Origin of the sequence: Methylobacterium sp. OAE515 (assembly GCF_041806315.1) — a bacterium.
GTDB lineage: Bacteria > Pseudomonadota > Alphaproteobacteria > Rhizobiales > Beijerinckiaceae > Methylobacterium > Methylobacterium tardum.
Window position 1 is genome coordinate 5,057,109 of the sequence record NZ_JBGMUV010000001.1, and the last position, 20,566, is coordinate 5,077,674.

At 70.0% G+C, this 20,566-nt stretch carries 22 protein-coding genes; 15 read left to right on the plus strand and 7 right to left on the minus strand.

What is annotated here, in order from left to right:
- Positions 1-774 precede the first annotated feature (774 nt).
- From ABIE45_RS24705 to ABIE45_RS24715, 3 genes are all read left to right on the plus strand, one after another.
- Positions 775-1,155, plus strand: a complete 381-nt coding sequence (locus tag ABIE45_RS24705) for a DUF6481 family protein (protein WP_192708952.1) — start codon at positions 775-777, stop codon at positions 1,153-1,155.
- 160 nt (positions 1,156-1,315) lie between these two features.
- Positions 1,316-1,591 carry a hypothetical protein gene (locus tag ABIE45_RS24710; RefSeq protein WP_192708953.1) on the plus strand — a complete coding sequence of 92 codons (276 nt, stop codon included), beginning with the start codon at positions 1,316-1,318 and terminating at the stop codon, positions 1,589-1,591.
- Positions 1,592-1,757: 166 nt separating this feature from the next.
- Positions 1,758-2,000, plus strand: a complete 243-nt coding sequence (locus ABIE45_RS24715; RefSeq protein ID WP_373622614.1) for a hypothetical protein — start codon at positions 1,758-1,760, stop codon at positions 1,998-2,000.
- Positions 2,001-2,017: 17 nt separating this feature from the next.
- On the opposite strand, the gene ABIE45_RS24720 is transcribed toward ABIE45_RS24715, so the two are convergent.
- The 4 genes from ABIE45_RS24720 to ABIE45_RS24735 form a co-directional block, all read right to left on the minus strand.
- A complete protein-coding gene (locus ABIE45_RS24720) occupies positions 2,018-2,224 on the minus strand; it encodes a hypothetical protein (protein WP_192708954.1) in 207 nt (68 codons plus the stop codon).
- A 190-nt stretch (positions 2,225-2,414) separates the two neighbouring features.
- Positions 2,415-3,080, minus strand: coding sequence for an HAD family hydrolase (locus ABIE45_RS24725; protein WP_192708955.1), 666 nt, complete (start codon positions 3,078-3,080; stop codon positions 2,415-2,417).
- A 155-nt stretch (positions 3,081-3,235) separates the two neighbouring features.
- The gene (locus ABIE45_RS24730) at positions 3,236-3,637 is read right to left on the minus strand and encodes a DUF2934 domain-containing protein (RefSeq protein ID WP_192708956.1); all 402 of its coding nucleotides are present in this window, start codon (positions 3,635-3,637) and stop codon (positions 3,236-3,238) included.
- Between the two features lie 237 nt (positions 3,638-3,874).
- Complete coding sequence (locus ABIE45_RS24735) at positions 3,875-4,360, minus strand: atp-dependent helicase (protein WP_210331808.1); 486 nt, start codon at positions 4,358-4,360, stop codon at positions 3,875-3,877.
- Positions 4,361-4,516: 156 nt separating this feature from the next.
- Between ABIE45_RS24735 and ABIE45_RS24740 the strand changes: the two genes are divergently transcribed.
- The 4 genes from ABIE45_RS24740 (at position 4,517) to ABIE45_RS24755 (ending at position 7,403) form a co-directional block, all read left to right on the plus strand.
- Positions 4,517-5,083 (plus strand): NifU family protein, encoded by a 567-nt coding sequence (locus tag ABIE45_RS24740; protein WP_192708957.1) that lies wholly within the window; start codon positions 4,517-4,519, stop codon positions 5,081-5,083.
- Positions 5,084-5,342: 259 nt separating this feature from the next.
- Complete coding sequence (tsaB, locus tag ABIE45_RS24745; protein ID WP_192708958.1) at positions 5,343-6,017, plus strand: tRNA (adenosine(37)-N6)-threonylcarbamoyltransferase complex dimerization subunit type 1 TsaB; 675 nt, start codon at positions 5,343-5,345, stop codon at positions 6,015-6,017.
- Positions 6,014-6,529: a GNAT family N-acetyltransferase gene (locus ABIE45_RS24750; RefSeq protein ID WP_192708959.1), complete on the plus strand. Its 516-nt coding sequence runs from the start codon at positions 6,014-6,016 to the stop codon at positions 6,527-6,529. The genes tsaB and ABIE45_RS24750 overlap by 4 nt, the downstream gene beginning before the upstream one ends.
- A gap of 4 nt (positions 6,530-6,533) precedes the next feature.
- Positions 6,534-7,403: a lysophospholipid acyltransferase family protein gene (locus ABIE45_RS24755; protein WP_192708960.1), complete on the plus strand. Its 870-nt coding sequence runs from the start codon at positions 6,534-6,536 to the stop codon at positions 7,401-7,403.
- A gap of 121 nt (positions 7,404-7,524) precedes the next feature.
- Here ABIE45_RS24755 and ABIE45_RS24760 read toward each other — a convergent pair whose 3' ends face one another.
- The gene (locus tag ABIE45_RS24760) at positions 7,525-7,761 is read right to left on the minus strand and encodes a pentapeptide MXKDX repeat protein (protein ID WP_192708961.1); all 237 of its coding nucleotides are present in this window, start codon (positions 7,759-7,761) and stop codon (positions 7,525-7,527) included.
- A 300-nt stretch (positions 7,762-8,061) separates the two neighbouring features.
- On the opposite strand from ABIE45_RS24760, the gene ABIE45_RS24765 reads away from it, so the two are divergent.
- The 7 genes from ABIE45_RS24765 (at position 8,062) to ABIE45_RS24795 (ending at position 17,268) form a co-directional block, all read left to right on the plus strand.
- Entirely contained in the window at positions 8,062-9,798 is a 1,737-nt protein-coding gene (locus tag ABIE45_RS24765) for an L-lactate permease (RefSeq protein WP_192708962.1), read from the plus strand.
- A gap of 387 nt (positions 9,799-10,185) precedes the next feature.
- The gene (gene miaB, locus ABIE45_RS24770) at positions 10,186-11,523 is read left to right on the plus strand and encodes a tRNA (N6-isopentenyl adenosine(37)-C2)-methylthiotransferase MiaB (RefSeq protein ID WP_192708963.1); all 1,338 of its coding nucleotides are present in this window, start codon (positions 10,186-10,188) and stop codon (positions 11,521-11,523) included.
- 28 nt (positions 11,524-11,551) lie between these two features.
- Complete coding sequence (locus tag ABIE45_RS24775; protein ID WP_192708964.1) at positions 11,552-12,658, plus strand: PhoH family protein; 1,107 nt, start codon at positions 11,552-11,554, stop codon at positions 12,656-12,658.
- A gap of 2 nt (positions 12,659-12,660) precedes the next feature.
- On the plus strand, positions 12,661-13,140 hold the full coding sequence (ybeY, locus tag ABIE45_RS24780) for an rRNA maturation RNase YbeY (protein WP_192709074.1): 480 nt from the start codon (positions 12,661-12,663) through the stop codon (positions 13,138-13,140).
- A 36-nt stretch (positions 13,141-13,176) separates the two neighbouring features.
- Positions 13,177-14,310: a hemolysin family protein gene (locus ABIE45_RS24785; RefSeq protein ID WP_192708965.1), complete on the plus strand. Its 1,134-nt coding sequence runs from the start codon at positions 13,177-13,179 to the stop codon at positions 14,308-14,310.
- 22 nt (positions 14,311-14,332) lie between these two features.
- A complete protein-coding gene (gene lnt / locus ABIE45_RS24790; protein WP_373622900.1) occupies positions 14,333-16,012 on the plus strand; it encodes an apolipoprotein N-acyltransferase in 1,680 nt (559 codons plus the stop codon).
- Entirely contained in the window at positions 16,009-17,268 is a 1,260-nt protein-coding gene (locus ABIE45_RS24795; RefSeq protein WP_373622615.1) for an MFS transporter, read from the plus strand. The genes lnt and ABIE45_RS24795 overlap by 4 nt, the downstream gene beginning before the upstream one ends.
- On the opposite strand, the gene ABIE45_RS24800 is transcribed toward ABIE45_RS24795, so the two are convergent.
- Complete coding sequence (locus ABIE45_RS24800) at positions 17,220-17,696, minus strand: cupin domain-containing protein (protein WP_192708967.1); 477 nt, start codon at positions 17,694-17,696, stop codon at positions 17,220-17,222. The two genes, ABIE45_RS24795 and ABIE45_RS24800, sit on opposite strands and share 49 nt — an antisense overlap.
- Positions 17,697-17,783: 87 nt before the next feature.
- The gene (locus ABIE45_RS24805) at positions 17,784-19,373 is read right to left on the minus strand and encodes a catalase (RefSeq protein WP_192708968.1); all 1,590 of its coding nucleotides are present in this window, start codon (positions 19,371-19,373) and stop codon (positions 17,784-17,786) included.
- 134 nt (positions 19,374-19,507) lie between these two features.
- Here ABIE45_RS24805 and ABIE45_RS24810 point away from each other — a divergent pair, with 134 nt between their 5' ends.
- Positions 19,508-20,443, plus strand: a complete 936-nt coding sequence (locus tag ABIE45_RS24810; RefSeq protein WP_192708969.1) for a LysR substrate-binding domain-containing protein — start codon at positions 19,508-19,510, stop codon at positions 20,441-20,443.
- The last annotated feature ends 123 nt before the right edge of the window (positions 20,444-20,566 follow it).

Here is a 20,566-nt window from a genome sequence, read left to right on the forward strand (position 1 = left end):
GCGTTCCTCTGTTGGCTTGGCGGCCGATTATTCTGAGGCTTCCTGGAGCCACGCCGCTTTCAGGTCCACCTGCGGCCTGACTGGGCCAACCATGTGGCTGGCGTTCGTGCTTGCACGGTCAGCTCCGCCCCAGATGCCGCCCGTCGCCTGGAAAGCCGGGGCGAGGGTCGATCGACATCACAGGCAGCCAGCAGCGATCAATGGCTTGTACAGCGATCAAATATCCGATGTGAAATTTGCAGACGTGGGTTGCTGCTTGCGAATGCGCTGCGGCCACAGCGCTTTGCTGTTGAGCGTGTCCGCAATCCCGCATCGGGCTCGGGCTCACCTTTGTACGCATCGAGCAGCGCTGGTGAGACAGCCCTTCAACCTTGCCGCTCATCCTTGGGCGACCTATCTGAAGATGGCAATCAGAGAGCGGCATGACCTCGTACTCTGTTCCCGACAGGTGTGCCCTGGATGCCTTGAGGTTTTTCGGCACCGGTCTGCGAAATCCATACAGAGATCGCCAGGATTGTCGCATTGCACCCGTTGGGCGCGGATCGACGCGATTGCGTAGGACACGCCGCTCTGGTTAAGGGCTTTCCGTTTTCGGCATGTGGTCAGACCCGAGCGCTCCGGCGTGGGCCAGCGCTCGGGTCTGACCATCGGTAGAATCGATGGATCGGTGCAGTTCCAATGGCCAGGGACGCCATGGGGGCTTGCAGAGACGACGTGACCGGCTGTGCCGGAAGTCCCTGAGACACGCCAAGCGTATTAACCGAGAAAGGTCAGATGAGCGCATTCGACTACAGGAACTTCGACGACCGTCGCCAGAACTCCCAGAATGCCAAGGCCGCACTGCTGGCCAAATTCAAGGCTCGTCCGCCGGCCGATGACCCGGAGGTGATTGCCAAAGCCAAGGCTCGGGCCGAGGTCGCGCAGGCGCGTGAGGAGCGCGCCCGTGAGCGCGAGGCGGCTCGCATCGCCGCCGAGCTGAAGGCCGCCGAGGAGAAGCGCCAGCGCGAGGAGGCCGAGCTCGCCGCGCAACTCGCCCGCGAGGCGGCCGAACTCGCCGCCGCGCAGGAGCGCAAGTCGGCTGACCTTGAGGCCAAGAAGGCGCAGCGCGACGCCCGTTACGCCGCCCGGAAGGCGAAGGCCAAGATCAAGCGCTGATCGGCATCCAGCGAAGTCTCGCGATCAAACGACGCCCGCCCACAAAGCGGGCGTCGTTGCATTTGCGGAGCTGTGCGATCGGCAACCTTCGCGCATGCCCCTGCGTTGAGGGCCGCTGCAAGGTTGACCACAGCCGACGCGGCCCTCCGACGAGACCAACATGATGTCCCGACTGGTTCTGGTGATCGCGCCTGTCGTGCTCTGGTCGAGCGGCGCCTGCGCTCAGGCGGCAGACGTCACGGCCTGCGACACCCTGCTGGCCGCGCGCCGGATCGATGCTGCCGGGTCGGGGCACCAAGGCCCGTCGGAGGCCGGATGCCGCCGGATCGCGCGCCGCGAGATCGGGACCGTGGAACAGCGAGCGATGATCGGCGGCGCACCCTATGAATGCATGACCATTGCCGGCGCGGGCCGGTGCCTCTGGATCGTGCCGTGATCCTGGCTCACGGCGGGCCCGCCGACCCAGGCCAGCAGTCTGACGAAGCTTCACGGGTCGCAAAGGTGCTCTATTTCTGCCTTTCGACCGCGTGAGGACAGCATTCCGTATGCCGAATATTTGGTGGAGAGGGACGCGTCCCGCATCGATCGCGTCCGGGATCCTCATGGGATCGATCCTGTGGGTCGGGTCGGCGCATGCCGAGCCGCCGATCCGCAGTCCCGAGGACGCGGCCTGCCGGATGGAGGCGCGCGCGAAGGTCTTCTCCGCGCCGAATCCAAGCGGTCTGGCGATTGAGGAGGTCGGGCGGCAGATCTACTTCACCTGCATGAAGCGGATCAGCCCAGCCTCGGTCCAGACCGCGCGGCGATCAGGCCGCCGACATCGTCACCGACATCGGCGGCACTGACGCGCGGGATTCTGCATTCAGGCGTTGAGCGGCGCGCCGATCCGGGCGCGCAGCTGAAGGCGCAGCGCCTCGTTGCCGCCCTCCGCCTCCAGCGCCGCCATCAGGCGGAGGAGCTGGCTCAAGGGCGTTGATCGGCTGCCGACCGCCTCCGCGATCTGCTCCGGCAGGGTCTTGGCTCCCGGCACGAAGCGCAAGGCCGGGCTGGCCTGGTGAGTCTGGGGCATACGAGGCGCTCGTCCTTCGAAAGGATCCAGATTGGCGGGCGGCTCGCTACGCCTTTCGGCCGGGTGACACCAGCCCCTTTCGTCGAATTGCGTAGCCGGCATCATGCTCCGTTACCGCAGCGCAACAGCGAGGCGGGAAACTGTGGATGACGGTGCGTAAAGCGCGGCGGTGGCTTGCCAGGGCGGCCGTTCAGTCGGTTGCCAGCAACGACTGCTCGAACCCGTCGAGCAGATCCTGCGGATCGCGGTAGATCGCCACGCAGCCCGCGGCGGAAAGGTCCGCTTCCGGGAAGCCGCCGCAGAGCACGCCGATCGTGCGCAGGCCCGCTTTCGCGGCTGCCTCGGCGTCGTACGGGGTGTCGCCGATGACGATGATCGCGCTTGGCGGGATCCCGTCGAGCTTCTTCAGCGCCGCTTCGAAGATGTCCGGATGTGGCTTCGAGCGGTCCGCGTCGTCCGAGCTGGTGGCGACGTCGACGAGGTCGCCGATCTCCAAAATCTCCGTGTAGCGCTCGACCTCGGCGCGCTTGCCCGATGACGCCAGGGCGATCTTCAAGCCGGCCTCGCGGATCCGTTCGAACAGCGCGCGGACACCGGGGAACGGTCGAACCTCGGGCAGGTACTTCTGCTTGAAGAGGTCCGAGCGGTACGCCTCGATCGTTTTCCCTTCACGGTCGATCCGCGCCTGCGGAAGGAAGACGGGCATCAACTCGTCGCCGCCCTTGCCGATCTGGCTGCGGACCTCCGCCGGGTCGGTCTCCACGCCGAAATGCGCGAACGCCTCGACCCAGGCGCGTGCGTGCAGATCGACGCTGTCGAGCAAGGTCCCATCGATGTCGAAGATCACCGCGCGCATCGCAGCCTCATCGCGGTGCACGGCGCCCGCATCAGCGCAATCAACCGGATGGAGACCGGCCTGTTCCGTCGCTGACCGCCTAAACGGCGGAAGCCCGCCCCGGGTCGCAGGGCGGGCTTCCGTTGAATGCTCGGTCGCGCCGAAGCGCGGGCGCTTCAGTGCATCGAGGCCGGAGCGCGCGCGGGCTTCGCCTTGGCGGCGAGGCCCGCCGTCACGGCGGCCTTGGAGGCCCGGGCAGGCTTCGGCGCGGCCGGCTTGGCGGCTGCCTTGGGGGCGGGCTTCGGTGCGGCGACCTTCGCGGCGGTGTCCTTGGACGCGACGGCCTTCGCAGGAGCCTTGGCGGCGGTCTTGGTCGTGGTCTTGGTCGCGGACTTGGCAGCCTTCGGGGCCGCAGCCTTCACGGTCGCCTCGGCGGCGACGCCGGCCGCCAGCATGGCGTTGGCGCGCAGCTCGGCTTCGGCGCGGAGCCAATGCGCGGCGGCCTGCCCGTGAATCCGGCCCTCGTTCTCCCAGATGTAGTACGCGCATTCGCGCACGTGGTGCTCGCTGATCTGCATGCGGTGATCTCCTCAACGTCCCGCATGCAACGATGGGAGGCGAGGGTTAAGCGTCGGTTAACCCTGCTGTTCGCCGCGCGACGCAGGGTACGGAGCAGCACCGCGAGTGCTTCCGCCGACGGACAACGCCGCGGGGACTACGTGCCGGAACACCTCCCCGTCCAATGGCCTCGGCGCGGGTTCAGGTCCCCCGTGGTGACGAGGGCTCGCCCGACACGCGCAAGCCATCGTGCGGTCTCAGGATCCCTGGCTGGGGATCCCCAGGACGCGACGCGCCTCGGTCAGCAGCACGGCATGCCGTGCGGCGCCGGGACCCTCATCGGGCGCCTCACGCCCGGCGCGGGCGATGAGATCCTGGAACCGTCGGCGATCGAGGGCGCGTGCACCGATGCTCGCGAGGACGGCGCTCAGAACCGTGCGGACCGCCTCGGCGCGCTCGTCGGCTTCGGCCACGGCCTCCGCGGACCGCGACGCGGCCGCCTCGCGCTCCGCGGCAAGCGCGGCCACCTGGGCGCCGGCGGCGTCGCGTTCCGCCGCGAGGCGCTGTCTGGCCTGCCAGGTCTGATCGTGCTGGTGCGTGCGCACGGCGAGCAGCACCTTCAAGGACGCCGCCTCTGCCAGGGCGGCCTCGAGCCTGGCCTGAACCGCGCGCAGCTCTGTCGCCAGGTCCTGCGCGCGCGTCTCGTCCCCGGTCACATCCAAAGCCGGCTCCTCTGGCACCATGATTGGTGCCGTCCTGTCGTGGGATCGGCGGAATGTCCACTCTCCCGGCCCCACGTCCAGGTTGAGAAAATCCGGTCGCCGGTCCACATGAGAGGCGGTGCCTCGCGGCGCCTGTCCCGGCCGGCCTTGAACCGGCGCAGCGGAGTGAAGCCCATCATGTTCATCCAGACCGAAGCTACGCCGAACCCGGCGACCCTGAAATTCCTGCCCGGCCGCGTGGTCCTCGCTGAAGCGACCTTCGAAGCCCGTGACGCCGAGGCTGCCGCCCGCTCGCCGCTCGCGGCGGCACTGTTCGCCGTGCCGGGCGTGTCCGGCGTCTATTTCGGGCACGATTTCATCTCCGTCACCAAGGCGGAGGACGGATCCGACTGGGCGCAGGTGAAGCCTGCCGTGCTCGGCGCGATCATGGAGCATTTCCAGTCCGGCGCGCCGGTGATGGCCGAGGGCGGCCACGGCGAGATCGAGGCCGGCGACGAGTTCTACGACGAGGCCGACCACGACACGGTCGTGACCATCAAGGATCTCCTCGAAACCCGTGTCCGGCCGGCGGTGGCGGGCGATGGCGGCGACATCACCTTCCGCGGCTACAAGGAGGGCGTGGTCTACCTGGAGATGAAGGGCGCCTGCTCGGGCTGTCCGTCCTCGACGGCGACCCTCCGGCACGGCGTGCAGAACCTGTTCCGGCACTTCCTGCCGGAGATCCGCGAAGTCCAGGCCATCTAGGCGGCCGCCGCGCGGCGGTTCGGCATCGGACCCTGCGTCACCAGAGCGTCGGGATCCGCGACCGCCGCGACTCGCGAAGGCGCGCCTCTCAGAGGCGCGCCGACCGGCGCAAGCCGGCAACACTCCACCGCAGATGCAGGTGCTGCCGCCGCCGCGACGCTGACGGGACGGCCGTTTTGCTCTAACGCTTGAGACTCTTCGCGCCCCTCGGGGCCGCAGGGAGGCGGCGGCCGGTCCGGACCGGCATGCGGGAGTGAGCGTGCGTATTCTTGCCATCGACACGGCGCTGGACCATTGCGCCGCCTGCGTAACGGCAGACGATGCCGAGGCGCCGCTCTCCGCCGAGACGCTCCCGATGGCGCGGGGCCACGCCGAATCCCTGCTGCCGCTGATCGAGCGGGTCATCGCCCGTGTGGAAGGTGGTTTCGCGGCGATCGATCGCGTCGCCGTCACGGTCGGACCGGGCAGCTACACCGGACTGCGTGTCGGCCTCTCGGCCGCCCGAGCCATCGGGCTCTCGACCGGAAAGCCTGTCGTCGGTGTTGGCACGCTCTCGGCGCTGCTCGCGCCGCTTCTGGCCGAGACCTTCGAGGGGACCATCGCGGCCGCGATCGATGCCCGGCACGGGGCCGTCTACGTCCAGGCGCTGGGTCACGGCGAGGGCTTGGCGCCCGCTCATCTGGCGGTCGAAGAGGCCGCCGAGCGGCTCGGACGCGGGCCGGTGGTCCTGACCGGGTCTGGAGCGCCGATCCTCGCGACCGCGTTAGCCGAGCGCGGCGTGACCACCCGTGTCGCCGGTGTCGGCGGCCCGGATATCGCCGCCGTCGCATCGCTCGGCCTCGTGGCCGATCCGGCTCAGGCGCTGGCGCGTCCCCTCTACCTGCGCGGCCCCGATGCGCGGCCCCAGGACCACGCGCGGATCGCCCGGCGATGACGCGTCCGCTTCCGTTCTGGCCCTTCGATTGGTGGTTCGCGTGGTGGGACGCGCTGACCCCGGAGCCCTACGTGGCGCCGCTGACGGACGCCGCGCAGGCCCCTGCCCTCGCCCGGCTGCACGCCACGGCCTTCGCCCGGCCCTGGGATGCGCATGAGTTCGAGCGGATGCTCTGCGAGCGCTCGACCCAGGCACACGGCCTATGGCGGACCGGGACTCTGCAGGGATTCGTGCTCTCGCGTCGAGCGGCCGACGAAGCGGAGATCCTGACGGTCGTGCTGTCTCCGGCGCTCCGCGGCGGCGGACACAGCCGCAAGCTCTTGCGCGAGCACTTGTCGAGCCTCGCGCTCGCCGGCGTCGCGCGGGTCCATCTGGAGGTGGACGAGGGCAACGCCCCGGCGTTGCGGCTCTACGCCCGCAACGGCTTCCGGCAGGTCGGTGCGCGCACCGGCTATTACCTCAAGGCCGACGGCAGCCGGGCGACCGCGCTGACGATGAGCGCCGACCTGTGACGCCGTGAGCCGTTTCGGCATCGCTTGGCGCGTCGCGGCCCTCGCCTTCGCCTTCGCGGTCCTGGGACCGCCGCACTGGCTGGCCCTGCGGTTCCTGGGCCGCCGCGCGACCCTGGCGCCGATCCTGTTCCACCGGGTGTTCCTGCGCCTGTTCTCGGTCCGGGTGACGCAGAGCGGGACGCCGCCCGCCTCCGGCGAGGCGGCTCTGGTGCTCGCCAACCACGTGTCCTGGCTCGACATCGTCGCGATCGGCTCGCTGCGCCCGCTCTCCTTCGTGGCGAAGTCGGAGATCGCCGGCTGGCCGGTGATCAGCGCGCTCGCGGCGCTGCAGCGCACGATCTACATCGACCGGCAGCGGCGCGGCGCGACGGCCGCGGTCAGCACGGCGATAGGACATCGCCTGGCCGAAGGCGAGCTGGTGGTGCTGTTCGCCGAAGGTACGACCGGCGATGGCACCCGGCTCCTGCCGTTCCGCTCCTCCCTGGTCGGCGCGGCCCGGGCTGCCCTGCAGGCCGAGGCCGGCCGCGGTCGGGTCCGCCTTCAGCCGTTGGCGATCACCTATCCCCGACGCAACGGCCTTCCGGTGACGCGCGCCGAGCGCGTCGACATCGCCTGGTACGGCGACATGGAGCTCGCGCCGCACGTCGCCGCCTTCGTGCAGGGCGGTCCCATCGACGTGCATGTGGTTTGGGGGGCGCCGATCGCCTTCGAGGCCAGCACCGACAGGAAGGCGGCCACGGCCGCCGCCGAGGCCGAGGTGCGGGCCGCCCTGCGGGGCGTCGGTGCGGCGACCGGAGACAATGCGCCCGCGCCGGGCACCAGGCCGGCGTCCTCCGACCTCGGCCTGCGCGGCGCTGAGGTCGCGCCGATCTGACCGGGGCCGGCGGGCCACACGTTGACGCTGCGCGCGGGCTCCCCCTCCCGCCCGACACGGCAGGTCGAGACGCGCCGGAGTGTCCTCCGACCGCACCTGCTCCCGTCGCGCTTGCGCGGCGCTACTTCTTCGAACCGTCACTCCGGCTCATGGTATTCTTGTCCATCGCGTCGGTCTTTCCCATCGCATCAGGCTTCCCCGAACTGCCCTTGTGCATCGAGTCCTTGGCCATGCTGTCCTTGCTCATGGCGTTCCTGCTCATGGCGTCCTGGCCCTGGCCCTCCGCGGCAAGGGCCGGCGCTGCGGCAACCACGGCGGCGAGCAGGGTGGCGGAGGAGAGACGGATCCAGCTGCGCATGTCGTAACCCTCGAAAATCGTGCCGCTCCTGCAGCACTTCCGGGCTTTCGACGCGTCGCAATCGAAGGTTACAGCAAAGCCGACAGCTGTCGTTTGGCCAAGATGCGCGTGCCCGAGCAGGTCCGCGCTTGCGGTGATCAGGGGCAGAGGCCGTACTGAACCCGGTGTCTAGATCCGGTTGTACCTGCGAAGCTCCGTAGAAATGGCCTCGAAATACATGATGCAGCGCATTGAGCGGGCTGAACCGCTCTGCTAGCTAGGCCGCAACCCGGAACAGTCGGGAATTGTGGAGGACGCCCGTTGCAAACCTGGAATCAGGTTTACGATCCGTTCGGGAGCGCTTGGCTCTCGACGATCGCCGCCTCAGTGCCGGTCATCGCACTGCTCGCCATGATCGCCAGCGGGCGCGTGAAAGCCCACATCGCGGCCGTCATCGCCCTCGGCCTGGCCATGCTGGTCGCCATCGTCGGCTTCGGTATGCCGACCGAACTCGCCACCCGGGCGGCCATCCTCGGGATGGTCACGGGCTTCTTCCCCATCGGTTGGATCATCCTCAACGTCATCTTCCTCTACCGGCTGACGGTGGAGAAGGGCTGGTTCGCGATCCTGCAGCAATCGGTCGCCGGAATCACGGCTGACCGGCGCCTGCAACTGCTCCTGGTCGCCTTCGCATTCGGCGCCTTCTTCGAGGGTGCGGGCGGCTTCGGCACGCCGGTGGCCGTCACCGGCGCGATCCTGATCGGCCTCGGCTTCTCGCCGCTCGCCGCCTCGGGCCTGTCGCTGATCGCCAACACCGCCCCGGTCGCATTCGGGGCGCTCGGCGCTCCGATCCAGGGCCTCGCCTCGGTGACTGGCTACCCGCCCGAGATCCTCGGCGCGATGATCGGCCGGCAGCTGCCGCTGTTCTCGCTAATCGTGCCGTTCTGGCTGATCTGGGTGTTTGCGGGCTTCCGCGGCATGATCCGGGTGTGGCCGCCGATCCTGGTTTGCGGCGCCACCTTCGCGGTCGCGCAGTTCCTGATCTCGAACTACGTGAACCCGTGGATCGTCGACATCGGCGCCTCGCTCGCCTCGATGCTCGCGCTGGTCCTGTTCCTGAAAGTCTGGCAGCCCCGCGAGATCTGGACCTCGCCGGCTCTGCGCGGCCACGATCCGTCGCTGGCCGTGGCCGGTCCCCGTCCGGTTGCGCTCGGCGCCGGCGTGCCCGGCACGCCCCCGGTTCATGTTGGTGCCCGCACGGCGTCGCAGGGCGAGATCCTGATGGCCTGGGTGCCGTGGATCGTCCTCTCGGTCATCGTGGCGGTCTGGGGAACCGGCTGGTTCAAGGGCATCGTCAACCCGCTCTTCACCTGGAAGTACGAGGTGCCGGGCCTGCACAACGTGATTATGAAGGTGCCGCCGGTGGTGCCGAAGCCGGCTCCCGAAAGCGCGGTCTTCCTGTTCACCTACATGTCGTTCACCGGCACGGGCGTGCTGATCGCCGCGATCATCTCCGGCCTGATCATGCGCTTCTCGCCGCTGCGCCTTGTGACGGCCTATTTCGAGACGATCTGGGCCCTCCGCTACTCGCTGATCACGATCTCGGCGATGCTCGCGCTCGGCGTCCTCACCCGCTACGCGGGCGTCGATGCCACGCTTGGTCTCGCCTTCGCGGGCACCGGCATCCTCTACCCGTTCTTCGGGACGCTGCTCGGCTGGCTCGGCGTGGCGCTCACAGGTTCGGACACGGCCTCGAACGTGCTGTTCGGCGGCCTGCAGCGGATCACCTCCGAGCAGCTCGGCCTCTCGGGCGTGCTGATGGCGGCAGCGAACTCGTCGGGCGGCGTGATGGGCAAGATGATCGACGCCCAGTCGATCGTCGTCGCGTCCACGGCCACCGGTTATTTCGGCCAAGAGGGCAAGATCCTGCGCTTCGTGTTCTGGCACTCGATCGCGCTCGCCTGCCTCGTCGGCCTGTTCGTGATGCTGCAGGCCTACGTGCCGTTCTTCCAGAACATGGTCATCGACCTGCCCACGGCGGCGCCGGCAGCCCACTGAAGCAAAACGGGTCACGCCGGTCGCTCACGGGCGGCCGGCGTGACTGCCCGGGAGCAGAAACGTTTTCGCAAGACGGATCCCCGCCCGGTTTCCTCGCCCTGTCACCACGTCATTCCGGGACAGCGAAGCAGGGCCCAGAATCCAGAGCCGCCGTCGGTGCGAGGACTTGCCACGGCGGTGATTATGGTTCCCGGGCTCCGCTATGCGGCCCCGGGATGACGGGGTGAATTGGTTCCGCGCACCCCCAAGCCGACGGCTCCGCGATCGCCGCTCCCCAAATGTCCATCCTCCGCGACGGCCCGTGCGATCCGTGCTACAGGCCACCGCCGGCCTGCCCTCGCGGGGCGGCCGTGAGGATCAAAGCGGACTGGTTCAGGACGGCGCGCGTTGAAGAAGGCTTTCGTCAAATCCTACGGTTGTCAGATGAACGCCTACGACGCGGCCCGCATGGCCGACGTCCTCGGCGCTGAGGGCTACATGGCGACCGACGCGGTCGAGGATGCGGATGTCGTGGTCCTCAACACCTGCCACATCCGCGAGAAGGCCGCCGAGAAGGTCTATTCCGAACTCGGCCGCCTGCGCGTCCTGAAAGGCGAGCGGAAGGCGAAGGGACTCGACACGCGCATCGTCGTGGCCGGCTGCGTCGCCCAGGCCGAGGGCGCCGAGATCCAGGCGCGCCAGCCCGCCGTCGACGTCGTGGTCGGCCCCCAGAGCTACCACCGCCTGCCGGACCTGCTGACCCGGTCCCGCGAGCGCCGCGTCGTCGACACCGAATTTCCGATCGAGGACAAGTTCAACCATCTGCCTCGGCGGCGGACCCTCGGGGCGTCGGCCTTCCTCACCGTGCAGGAGGGCTGCGACAAGTTCTGCGCCTTCTGTGTCGTCCCCTACACCCGCGGCGCCGAGGTCTCGCGGCCGGTCGCGGCCGTGCTCGCCGAGGCCGAGAAGCTCGCCGAAGCGGGCGTGCGCGAGATCACGCTGATCGGCCAGAACGTCAACGCCTATCACGGGGACGGCCCAGATCATGCCCCTGTCGGGCTCGCCGAATTGGTGCGCGCCGTGGCCCGGATCCCCGGCATCGCGCGGATCCGCTACACGACGAGCCACCCGAACGACTTCGACGACGCGCTGATCCGGGCCCATGCCGAAGTGCCGGCCCTGATGCCCTACCTGCACCTGCCGGTGCAGTCGGGCTCGGATCGGATCCTCGCCGCGATGAACCGCAAGCACACCGGCGACGCGTATCGCCGGCTGATCGACCGGGTCCGGGCCGCGCGGCCCGACATCGCCCTGTCGTCGGACTTCATCGTCGGCTTCCCCGGCGAGACCGACGCGGATTTCGCCGAGACCCTGCGGCTCGTGCGCGATGTCGGCTTCGAGAGCGCGTTCTCGTTCAAGTACAGCCCGCGCCCCGGCACGCCGGCCGCCGACCGCACCGATCAGGTACCGGAGGCCGTGATGGCAGCCCGGCTCGCCGAGCTGCAGGCGCTTCTCGACAGCCAGCGCCACGCCTACCAGCGGGCGGCCGAGGGCCAGGTGTTCGACGTGCTGGTGGAGAAGCCCGGGCGGCATCCAGGGCAGGTCGCGGGCAAGACGCCGCACCTGCTCGCGGTGCAGTTCGACGCCGCGTCTCACCATATCGGACAGGTTGTGCCTGTGCGGATCATTAAGTCGGGCTCCAACAGCCTGTTCGGGCAGCTTGTCCCGGAGGCCGCGGCTGCGTGACGGAGAGGAAGATGGCGAGGATGAGGGCTTGAGCGCATCGGACGGTGCGGGCGCGCGTGGCGCCCTGCGGGGTCGCGGCCCGGCGGCGCGGCCGGCCGGCTCGGACGAGGCGGTCGAGGTGCCGCTGACCTTCGACGACAACCGCCTCGCGAGCCTCGTCTTCGGCCAGTACGACCAGAACGTCGCCCATATCGAGCGCCGGCTGGAGGTGACTGCCACGGCGCTCGGCAACCACCTCGTCATCAAGGGGCCAGCCGACGCGGTGGAGACCGCGCGGCGGGTGTTCCAGAAGCTCTACGCCCGGGTGCGCACCGGCGGCAGCACGCTGACGCTCGGCGACGTGGACGGCGCGATCCGCGAGGCCACCGCCCAGGCGACCCTGTTCCCGGCCGCCGAGGTCGCTGCCGAGGCCGACAAGCCGCATTTCGACCAGATCGCCACCCGTAAGCGCGGCGCCGTGCGGGCGCGCAACCAGGCGCAGGACGCATACATCAAGCTCCTGCGCACCAACGAGCTGGTCTTCGCCGAGGGGCCTGCCGGGACCGGCAAGACCTGGCTGGCCGTCGGCCATGCCGTGTCGCTGCTCGAGCAGGGTCATGCCGAGCGGCTGATCCTGTCGCGTCCCGCCGTCGAAGCCGGCGAGCGCCTGGGCTTCCTGCCGGGCGACATGCGCGAGAAGGTCGATCCCTACCTGCGGCCGATCTACGACGCCCTCTACGACTTCATGGAGGCGCGCCATGTCGACCGGGGCCTGCAGACCGGCACGATCGAGATCGCGCCGCTGGCCTTCATGCGCGGGCGCACCCTGACCAACGCGGTGGTGCTCCTGGACGAGGCGCAGAACACGACCTCGATGCAGATGAAGATGTTTCTCACCCGCCTGGGCGAGGGATCCCGCATGATCATCACGGGCGATCCCAGCCAGATCGACCTGCCGCCGGGCCAGAAGTCGGGCCTCGTCGAGGCCGTGAACGTGCTCGACGGTGTCGAGGGCATCGGGCGCGTGCGGTTCAAGGACGTCGACGTCGTGCGCCACGACCTCGTGCGCCGGATCGTCACCGCCTACGAGCGCGCCGCGCACGGCGAGGGCGAGGCCGACCGCAACCCGAATCCCCGGCGCCGGCCGCTGGCGTGAGCATGCCGCACGAGATCGATCTCGCCGTCGAGGACGCGCGGTGGGAAACCGCGATCCCCGGCCTCGAAGCCCTGGTCGCGCGCGCCGTGGAAGCCGGCCTCGCCATCGCCCCCGAGAAGCCCGACGGCCCCGTCGCGGTCAGCGTCCTGCTGACGGACGATGCCGCCGTCCAGGACCTCAACCGGACGTGGCGCGGCAAGGACAAGCCGACCAACGTCCTGTCCTTCCCGGCCGCCCGGCAGCCCCGGCATGACGAAGCCGCGACGCCCCTCGGCGACGTGGTCCTTGCGTACGAGACCCTGGTGCGCGAGAGTGCGGAGCAGTCGAAGCCGCTCCAGAATCACCTCGCTCACCTCCTCGTCCATGGCACCCTGCATTGTCTCGGTCAGGACCACGAGATCGGCGAGGCCGAGGCCGACGCCATGGAAGCCCTGGAGGTCGCGGCACTCGCGACCCTCGGCATCCCGGACCCCTACGCCTGAGCGCACGACGCCCGAACGCTCCCAGATCCGAGAGACATGACCAACGATCGAAGTCGCGGCGCGGCCCTGGCCGCGCCCAGTTCCACCGAGGGCGAATCCCAGAACCGGGAGCCCTGGTACGATCGCCTGCTCCAGGCGCTGCACCTCAAGCCGCGCGATTCCCTGCGCGAAGGTCTCGAGGAGGCGCTCGCGGAGCCGGATGCCGGTGAGAGCGGCCTCACCCCGCTCGAGCGCGTGATGCTCAAGAACGTCCTCGGCCTGCACAAGGTGCGCGTCGACGACGTGATGGTCCCCCGGGCCGACATCGTCGCGGTGTCCAACGACACCAGCCTCGGTGAACTGCTCAAGCTGTTCCGCACCGCGGGCCATTCGCGGCTTCCGGTCTACGGCGAGACCCTCGACGACCCGCGCGGCATGGTCCACATCCGCGATCTCGTCGACCACATCGCCGCCAAGGCCGAGCCGTCCCGGCGCAGCCCGCCGGTCGCGGCGAAACCCGCCGACACGGCCCTGGATGGCGCCGCGGATGTGTCCGCCGCCGCGCGCCCGCGGCGGCCGTCGGCGCGTCTGCCGCGCAGCCTCGATCTCGGCAAGGTCGACCTGTCGACGACCCTGGCGGCCGCTCGCATCCAACGGCCGGTGCTGTTCGTGCCGCCATCCATGCCGGCGATCGACCTGCTGGTGCGGATGCAGGCGACCCGCACCCACATGGCGCTGGTCATCGACGAGTATGGCGGCACCGACGGGCTGATCTCCATCGAGGATTTGATCGAGGTGGTGGTCGGCGACATCGAGGACGAGCACGACGTCGCGGAGGACAAGCAGGTCCAGCGCGTCGAGGGCGAGGACGAGGTCTTCGTGGCCGATGCGCGCACGCCGCTGGCGGAGGTCTCGGAGGCGACCGGCGTCGATCTCGCGGCCGCGGTCGGCGAGATGGCCGAGGAGATCGACACGCTGGGCGGCATGATCGTGACCCTGGTCGGCCGCGTGCCGTCCCGCGGCGAGCTGATCGCCGGACCCGGCAATCTGGAATTCGAAGTGCTCGACGCCGATCCCCGCCGCCTCAAGCGTCTGCGCTTCCACAAGGGCGCGGCGCGGATCGGCAACGTGGTGCCTCTCGCCCTGCCCCCGCCTTCGAACCCGCCAGCCGCCGAGACACCGCATCTGTGACGGTCCCGGCGTGACGCGGTTGGTGGACGGCTACGCACGGTCCGCTGCGGTTCCGAGCGCGCCGGTACGGGACCCTGAACCCGGCCGCGCGGCCGTGCCTGGCGCCGTCCTGGCGATCGCGCGCCTGACCGGCTGGCGCCGGCTCGGGCTCGCGTGGCTCGTCGGCGCGCTCGGTGCCCTGGCGATGCCGCCCTACGGCATCGTGCCGGCTCTGGCCGTGTCGCTGACGGTTGCGGTCTGGCTGCAGGACGGCGCCGCGGCCGGCCAAACCCCGCTGCGGCGGTTCTGGCCCTGCTTCCTGATCGGCTGGGCCTGGGGCTTCGGCTATCTGACCGCCGGCCTGTGGTGGCTGGGCCAGGCTTTCCTGGTGGAGGCCGACGAGTTCCTCTGGGCCCTGCCGCTCGGCGTGATCGGCCTCCCCTTCGCCCTCGGCCTATTCTACGGCGCGGGTTTCGGCGCCGCCGGCCTGCTATGGAGCCCTGGAGCGGCGCGGATCGCCGCCCTCGCCTTCGGGATCGCCGCCGCCGAATGGCTGCGCGGCCACCTGTTCACGGGTTTTCCCTGGAACACCCTCGGGATGTCGCTCGCCCAGAACCTCTGGCTCATGCAGGGAGCCGCGCTGATCGGGCTCTACGGCCTGACCATTCTGGCGGTGCTCGTCTGCGCCGCGCCCGCGACGCTCGCCACCGGCCCGCGTCCGCTCGGCCGATTCGGTCCGCCTGCCGCCGCCGCCGCCCTCCTCGCCGGCATGGCTGCCTATGGGGTCGAGCGCCTTGGGCCGCCCGATCCGGTCGTGGCCGGGGTTCGCCTGCGCCTCGTCCAGCCCAACCTGCCGCAGGACGCCAAGTTCAGGCCCGAGAACCGGGCCGACATCGTCGACCGCTACATCGAGCTGAGTCAGCGGCCCGTGGAGGCCGGCGCGCCCGAGCCGACCCACATCGTCTGGCCTGAATCGGCCTTTCCGTTCCTGATCCAGCGCGATCCCGATGCCCTGGCCAAGGTGGCAGCCGGCCTGAAGCCCGGGCAGCACCTGATCACCGGCGCGGCCCGCGCCGAGGAGCCCCTGCCCGGCGAGCGCCTGCGCTACTTCAACGCCGTGATGGTGATCGGGCCGGACGGCCGGATCTCCGACAGCTACGACAAAGTCCACCTCGTCCCGTTCGGCGAGTACCTGCCGGCGCCCCTCGACGCCGCCCTTCGGGCGCTCGGCCTGCGCCAGTTCGTGGCGATCCCGGGCGGCTTCTCCCCGGGCTCCCTCGCCGCCCAGCGGATCCTGTCGGTGCCCGACCTGCCGCCGGTGGCGGCGACGATCTGCTACGAGGCGATCTTCCCGCACGCGATCCTGCCCGCCGGCCACGCGGCCCTGGCGCAGGAGCCGGCGGGACTGATCCTGAATGTGACCAACGACGCGTGGTTCGGCGACACGCCGGGCCCGCGCCAGCACCTCGCCCAGGCCCGCCTGCGCGCAGTCGAGGAGGGATTACCGCTTGTCCGTGACGCCAATACCGGGATCTCCGCGGTGATCGACCCCTACGGTCGCATCCTCGGCCGCACGCCCCTCGACGAGGAGACCTGGCTCGATGCCGACCTACCTGCCCGGATCCCCGGCGGTACGCTGTACGGCCGGTTCGGCGACGCGGCGTTCGCGCTGATGCTTGCCGCCTGTCTCGGCGGCGCTCTCATCGCGCGGCGGCGTCCGTGACCCCGAACCGCGCCGCCCCGAGCCGCGCAACGTCGAGCCGGCTGCTGCTCGGCGTCGCGCTGATGCTGGTCGCCTTCAACCTGCGGCCGGCACTGAGCACGGTTGGCCCGCTGCTGGTCACCATCCGGGACGGCACCGGCCTGAGTGCGGGCGGGGCCGCCATTCTCACCACATTGCCGGTCCTGTGCCTGGGCATCGCCTGCGCGCTGGCGGCGCCGCTGATCCGGCGGATCGGTCCCGACCTCGCGGTCCTCGCCGGCTCGACGATCCTGGCGGCCGGCCTCACCCTCCGCGGCCTTGGCGGGCTGGTACCGCTCTTCGCCGGAACGGCCCTCGCGGCCATCGGCATCGGGCTCGACAACGTTCTGCTGCCCGCGCTGGTGAAGCGCGACTTCGCCGCCAGCGGCGGCCTGATGACCGGCCTCTACACCATGACCCTCTGCCTCGGTGCGGCCGCCGGGGCCGGGGCGGCGGTGCCGGTGGAGCACGCGCTCGCGGGCGGCTGGCCCTCGGCGCTCGCCATCTGGTCGCTGCCGGCGCTCGCTGCCGCCTTCCTGTGGATTCCCTTCGCCCGCCGGACGGCGTCCAGCGCGGCCCCCTCCGCCGGGCGGCTGCTCCGCAGCCCGCTGGCCTGGTGGGTGACGGGCTTCATGGGCCTGCAATCGTCGCTCGCCTACATCCTGTTCGGCTGGCTGCCGCTGCTCCTGCAGGGACGCGGCCTCAGTCCACTCGATGCCGGGCTCTACGCATCGCTCACGACGCTGGTCCAGGCGCCCGGGGCGCTGCTGACCGCCATGCTGGCCGCCCGCGCCCGGGATCAACGGGCTTGGATCGTCGCCATCCCGGGCCTCACCGCCGCGGCCTTCCTGGTCCTCGCCTTCGGGGCGGATTGGCTGCGCATCCCGGCTGCCGGCGCGCTGGGCTTCGGGATCGGCGGCTGCTTCGGCCTCGGGCTGACCCTGATCGTGCTCCGCGCCGCCGACGCGGCCAGCGCCGCCGGCCTCTCGGCCATGGCGCAGGGCATCGGCTATACCGGCGCCTGCCTGGGCCCGCTGGTCTTCGGCCTTGCCCATGACGCCACGGGCGGCTGGGGCGTGCCGGGGGCCTTGTTCGTCGGCATCGCCACGGCGGCAATCCTGATCGGTCAAGCCGCCGGTCGCGACCGCAAGGTCAACGCGGTCGAGCCGGCGCCGAACGGCGCATCGGCTCAGCCGCTGACCTCGCTCCAGCCGGCAAACCCGGCCAGCGGTTCCTGATCGTAGCGCGCCATCAGGTCGGTCATCGCGGCCTGATCCGCGAGGCGGCCTTCCGCGGCCAGCCGCGCCAAGCCGTCGAAGAAGCCCTCGCGGCTCAGCGCCGGCGCGAAGCTCAGGGTGAAGCGCACCGGCCGGTTGCCGCGATTGGCGAAGGCGTGCGCGACGCCGGGCGGGATCAGCGCGAAATCGCCGGGCCCGAGGTCGTGATCTGCACCGTCGACGCGGAGCGCGAGCCGGCCTGCCTCGACCGCGAAGGTCTCGGTCAGCCGGGCGTGGCGGTGAAGCCCGGCGCCCGGCGCATGCGGATCCATGTCGACCCGATAGATGCCGAGGCCGTCGGCCGTCTCGTCGCTGCGCGCCAGATACGTGATCCGCATCCCGCCGATGACGGCGTCCGGCCCCGGGCCGTGGTGCACGAGACTCGCCATCGCCGCCCTCGCCCCGTCTCCAAACAAGAACCCCGCGCGGCCGGGTGACCGCGCGGGGCATTCTTCAGGCGGTCGAGACCGCGAGGCTTACTCCGCGGCGACCTTATGAGCCTGCGAGCCGTCCGAGTAGGTCTCTGATTGCAGACGCTTGCCCGGGGCGGCGCGGCCCGGCAGCGGCGGCAGGGCCTTGGCCTTCTCCAGATCGATACCGGCACCCTCGGCAACGCGGCGGCCATAATCCTCGTCGGCGTGCCAGAAGTGCCAGACCATCCGCAGCTGGATCGGCTCCGGGCACTGCTTCATGTCGCCGACCAGGTTGGCGATCAGGTCCTCGCGCTCCCAATCCTCGAAGGACCGGTAACGCACGCCCGCCTGGGTGTAATCGTCCTCGGTGCGCGAGGTCTGATACCGGCCGAGATTGCCCTGGACCGGCTGATGGTAGTCCTTGGCGGGCTTGGGCGCCTCGCGCAGGCCCTCGGCCAGCGTCGACGGCTCGTAGTTGATGTGCTTGTTCGGACCGGTGCCGTCGACCCCGTAGGTCATCTGGCCGTCCCGTTGGTTGGAATAGACCTTCACGCCGGGCTGCGGCGCGTTGATCGGCAGCTGCAGGTAGTTGGCGCCGACGCGGTAGCGCTGCGTGTCCGAGTAGGACAGCGTCCGGCCCTGCAGCATCTTGTCGTCCGAGAAGTCGATGCCGTCGACCAGCACGCCGGTGCCGAAGGCCGACTGCTCGACCTCAGCGAAGAAGTTGTCCGGCACGCGGTCGAGGACCATCCGGCCACAGGGCAGCAGCGGGAACTGGTCCACCGGCCACAGCTTCGTGTCGTCGAGCGGATCGAACGACAGGTGATCGTTCGGGCCGTCCGGCATGATCTGCACGGCAAATTCCCACTCGGGGAAATTGCCGGCCTTGATGTTGTCGTACAGATCGCGGGTCGCGTGACCGACATCCTTGGCCTGGATCTCCGACGCCTGCTGCGAGGTCAGGTTCCGGACGCCCTGCTTGGGGATCCAGTGGAACTTGCACAGCACCGCCTCGCCCTGGTCGTTAACCAGCTTGTAGGTGTTGACGCCCGAGCCTTCCATCTCGCGGTAATTGGCCGGGATGCCCCACGGCGACTTGAGGTGCGTCACCATGTGGATGGCTTCGGGGTGCTGGGCCACGAAGTCGAAGAAGCGCCACGCCTCCTGACGGTTCGTCACCGGATCCGGCTTGAACGCGTGGATCATGTCGGGGAACTTGATCGCGTCGCGGATGAAGAAGACCTTGAGGTTGTTGCCCACGAGGTCCCAATTGCCGTCGACGGTCTTGAACTTGACCGCGAAGCCGCGCGGGTCGCGCTCCGTCTCCGGGCTCTCCTTGGCGCCGGCGACGGTCGAGAAGCGCACGAACATCGGCGTCTTCACACCGGTCTCGTTCAGCACGCGGGCGCGGGTGTACTTGGAGGCCGGCTCGTTGCCGATCTTGCCGTAGGCCTCGAAGTAGCCGTGGGCGCCGGCGCCGCGGGCGTGGACGACGCGCTCCGGGATCCGCTCGCGATCGAAATGCGTGATCTTCTCGATGAACTGGTAGTTCTCGAGCGTCGCCGGGCCGCGCTCGCCGACCGTGCGGGTGCTCTGGTTGTCGCGGACCGGATGGCCCTGGCGGGTGGTCAGGATCGGGCGTTGATCGCTCATGCGTTCCGTCTCTCCATTTCGAAGGCTCTCGGCAGACGACGAGGCCAACCTGGAACCGTTCTGGTGAATGGTTATGACCCCGGCGTGACCCCGAGGCAAATGCATCGTCGCAAAGGTTGTGATAGGCGCAGCCTATGAATCTCGCCGGCTTGTCGCTCCGCGACCTTGAATACGTCGTCGCCGTGGCGGACGAGGGGCATTTCGGCCGGGCCGCCGAGCGCTGCAACGTGAGCCAGCCGACCCTCAGCGTGCAGGTCCGTAAGCTGGAAACCGCGCTGGGCCTGACTTTGTTCGAGCGCTCCAATCGGCGGGTCCTGCTGACGGAGGCCGGGCAGGCAATCGTCCGGCAAGCGCGGGTGGTCCTGTCGGAGGCGCAGCGTCTGCTGGCGCTCGCCAGCGAGGGACGGGGCTCGCCGCTGACGGGGCGGCTGGTCCTGGCGGCGATCCAGACTTTGGGGCCCTACTTCTTCCCGCTGGTGCTGCGTCCGCTGCGCGAGCAGTACCCGCTGCTGATGCTGTCGCTGTCCGAATCGCGCACCGCCGAGATCGTCGAGGGCCTGCGCGACGGCCGCATCGATGCGGCGCTGATCTCGTTGCCTTTGCCGCTGCACGGGCTCGCCGTCTCGCCGCTCTTCGTCGAGCCGTTCTGGCTGGCCTGCCCGGCCGAGCACGCCCTCGCCCGGGGCGGCGCACTCTCGGCGACGGAGATCGCCGGGCCGGACCTGTTGCTCCTCGACGAGGGCAATTGCCTGCGCGATCAAGCGATCGCGGCCTGCGGCGCCGGCTCATCGGTCGGACGGCACGCCACGAGCCTGGAGACCCTGCGCTCGATGGTGGCGGCGGGTGCGGGCTACACGCTGCTCCCGGCCCTCGCCGTGCCCTCCGGCCCCGATCCGACCGGGCTGACCGTGACCAGGGCCTTCGACGTCGACGGGCCGGGGCGGACCATCGCGCTGGTCTGGCGGGCGAGCGACCCGCGCGCCGCCGGACTGGCGAACCTCGCCGCGTTCTTTCGCGCGCATGCGCCCCCGGGCACGGCGGCCTGCCGCGACGGGGATGCTGTGGCGTGAGACGCTGCGTTCCGGCCGATCAGGCGACGCGCATGGCCTTCCCGACGACACCCTCCTTCGCGGCGGCTCACGCAGCACCTCAACAAGAGGGTGTGAATAGGAACGAGGCGAGAAAACGGTCTA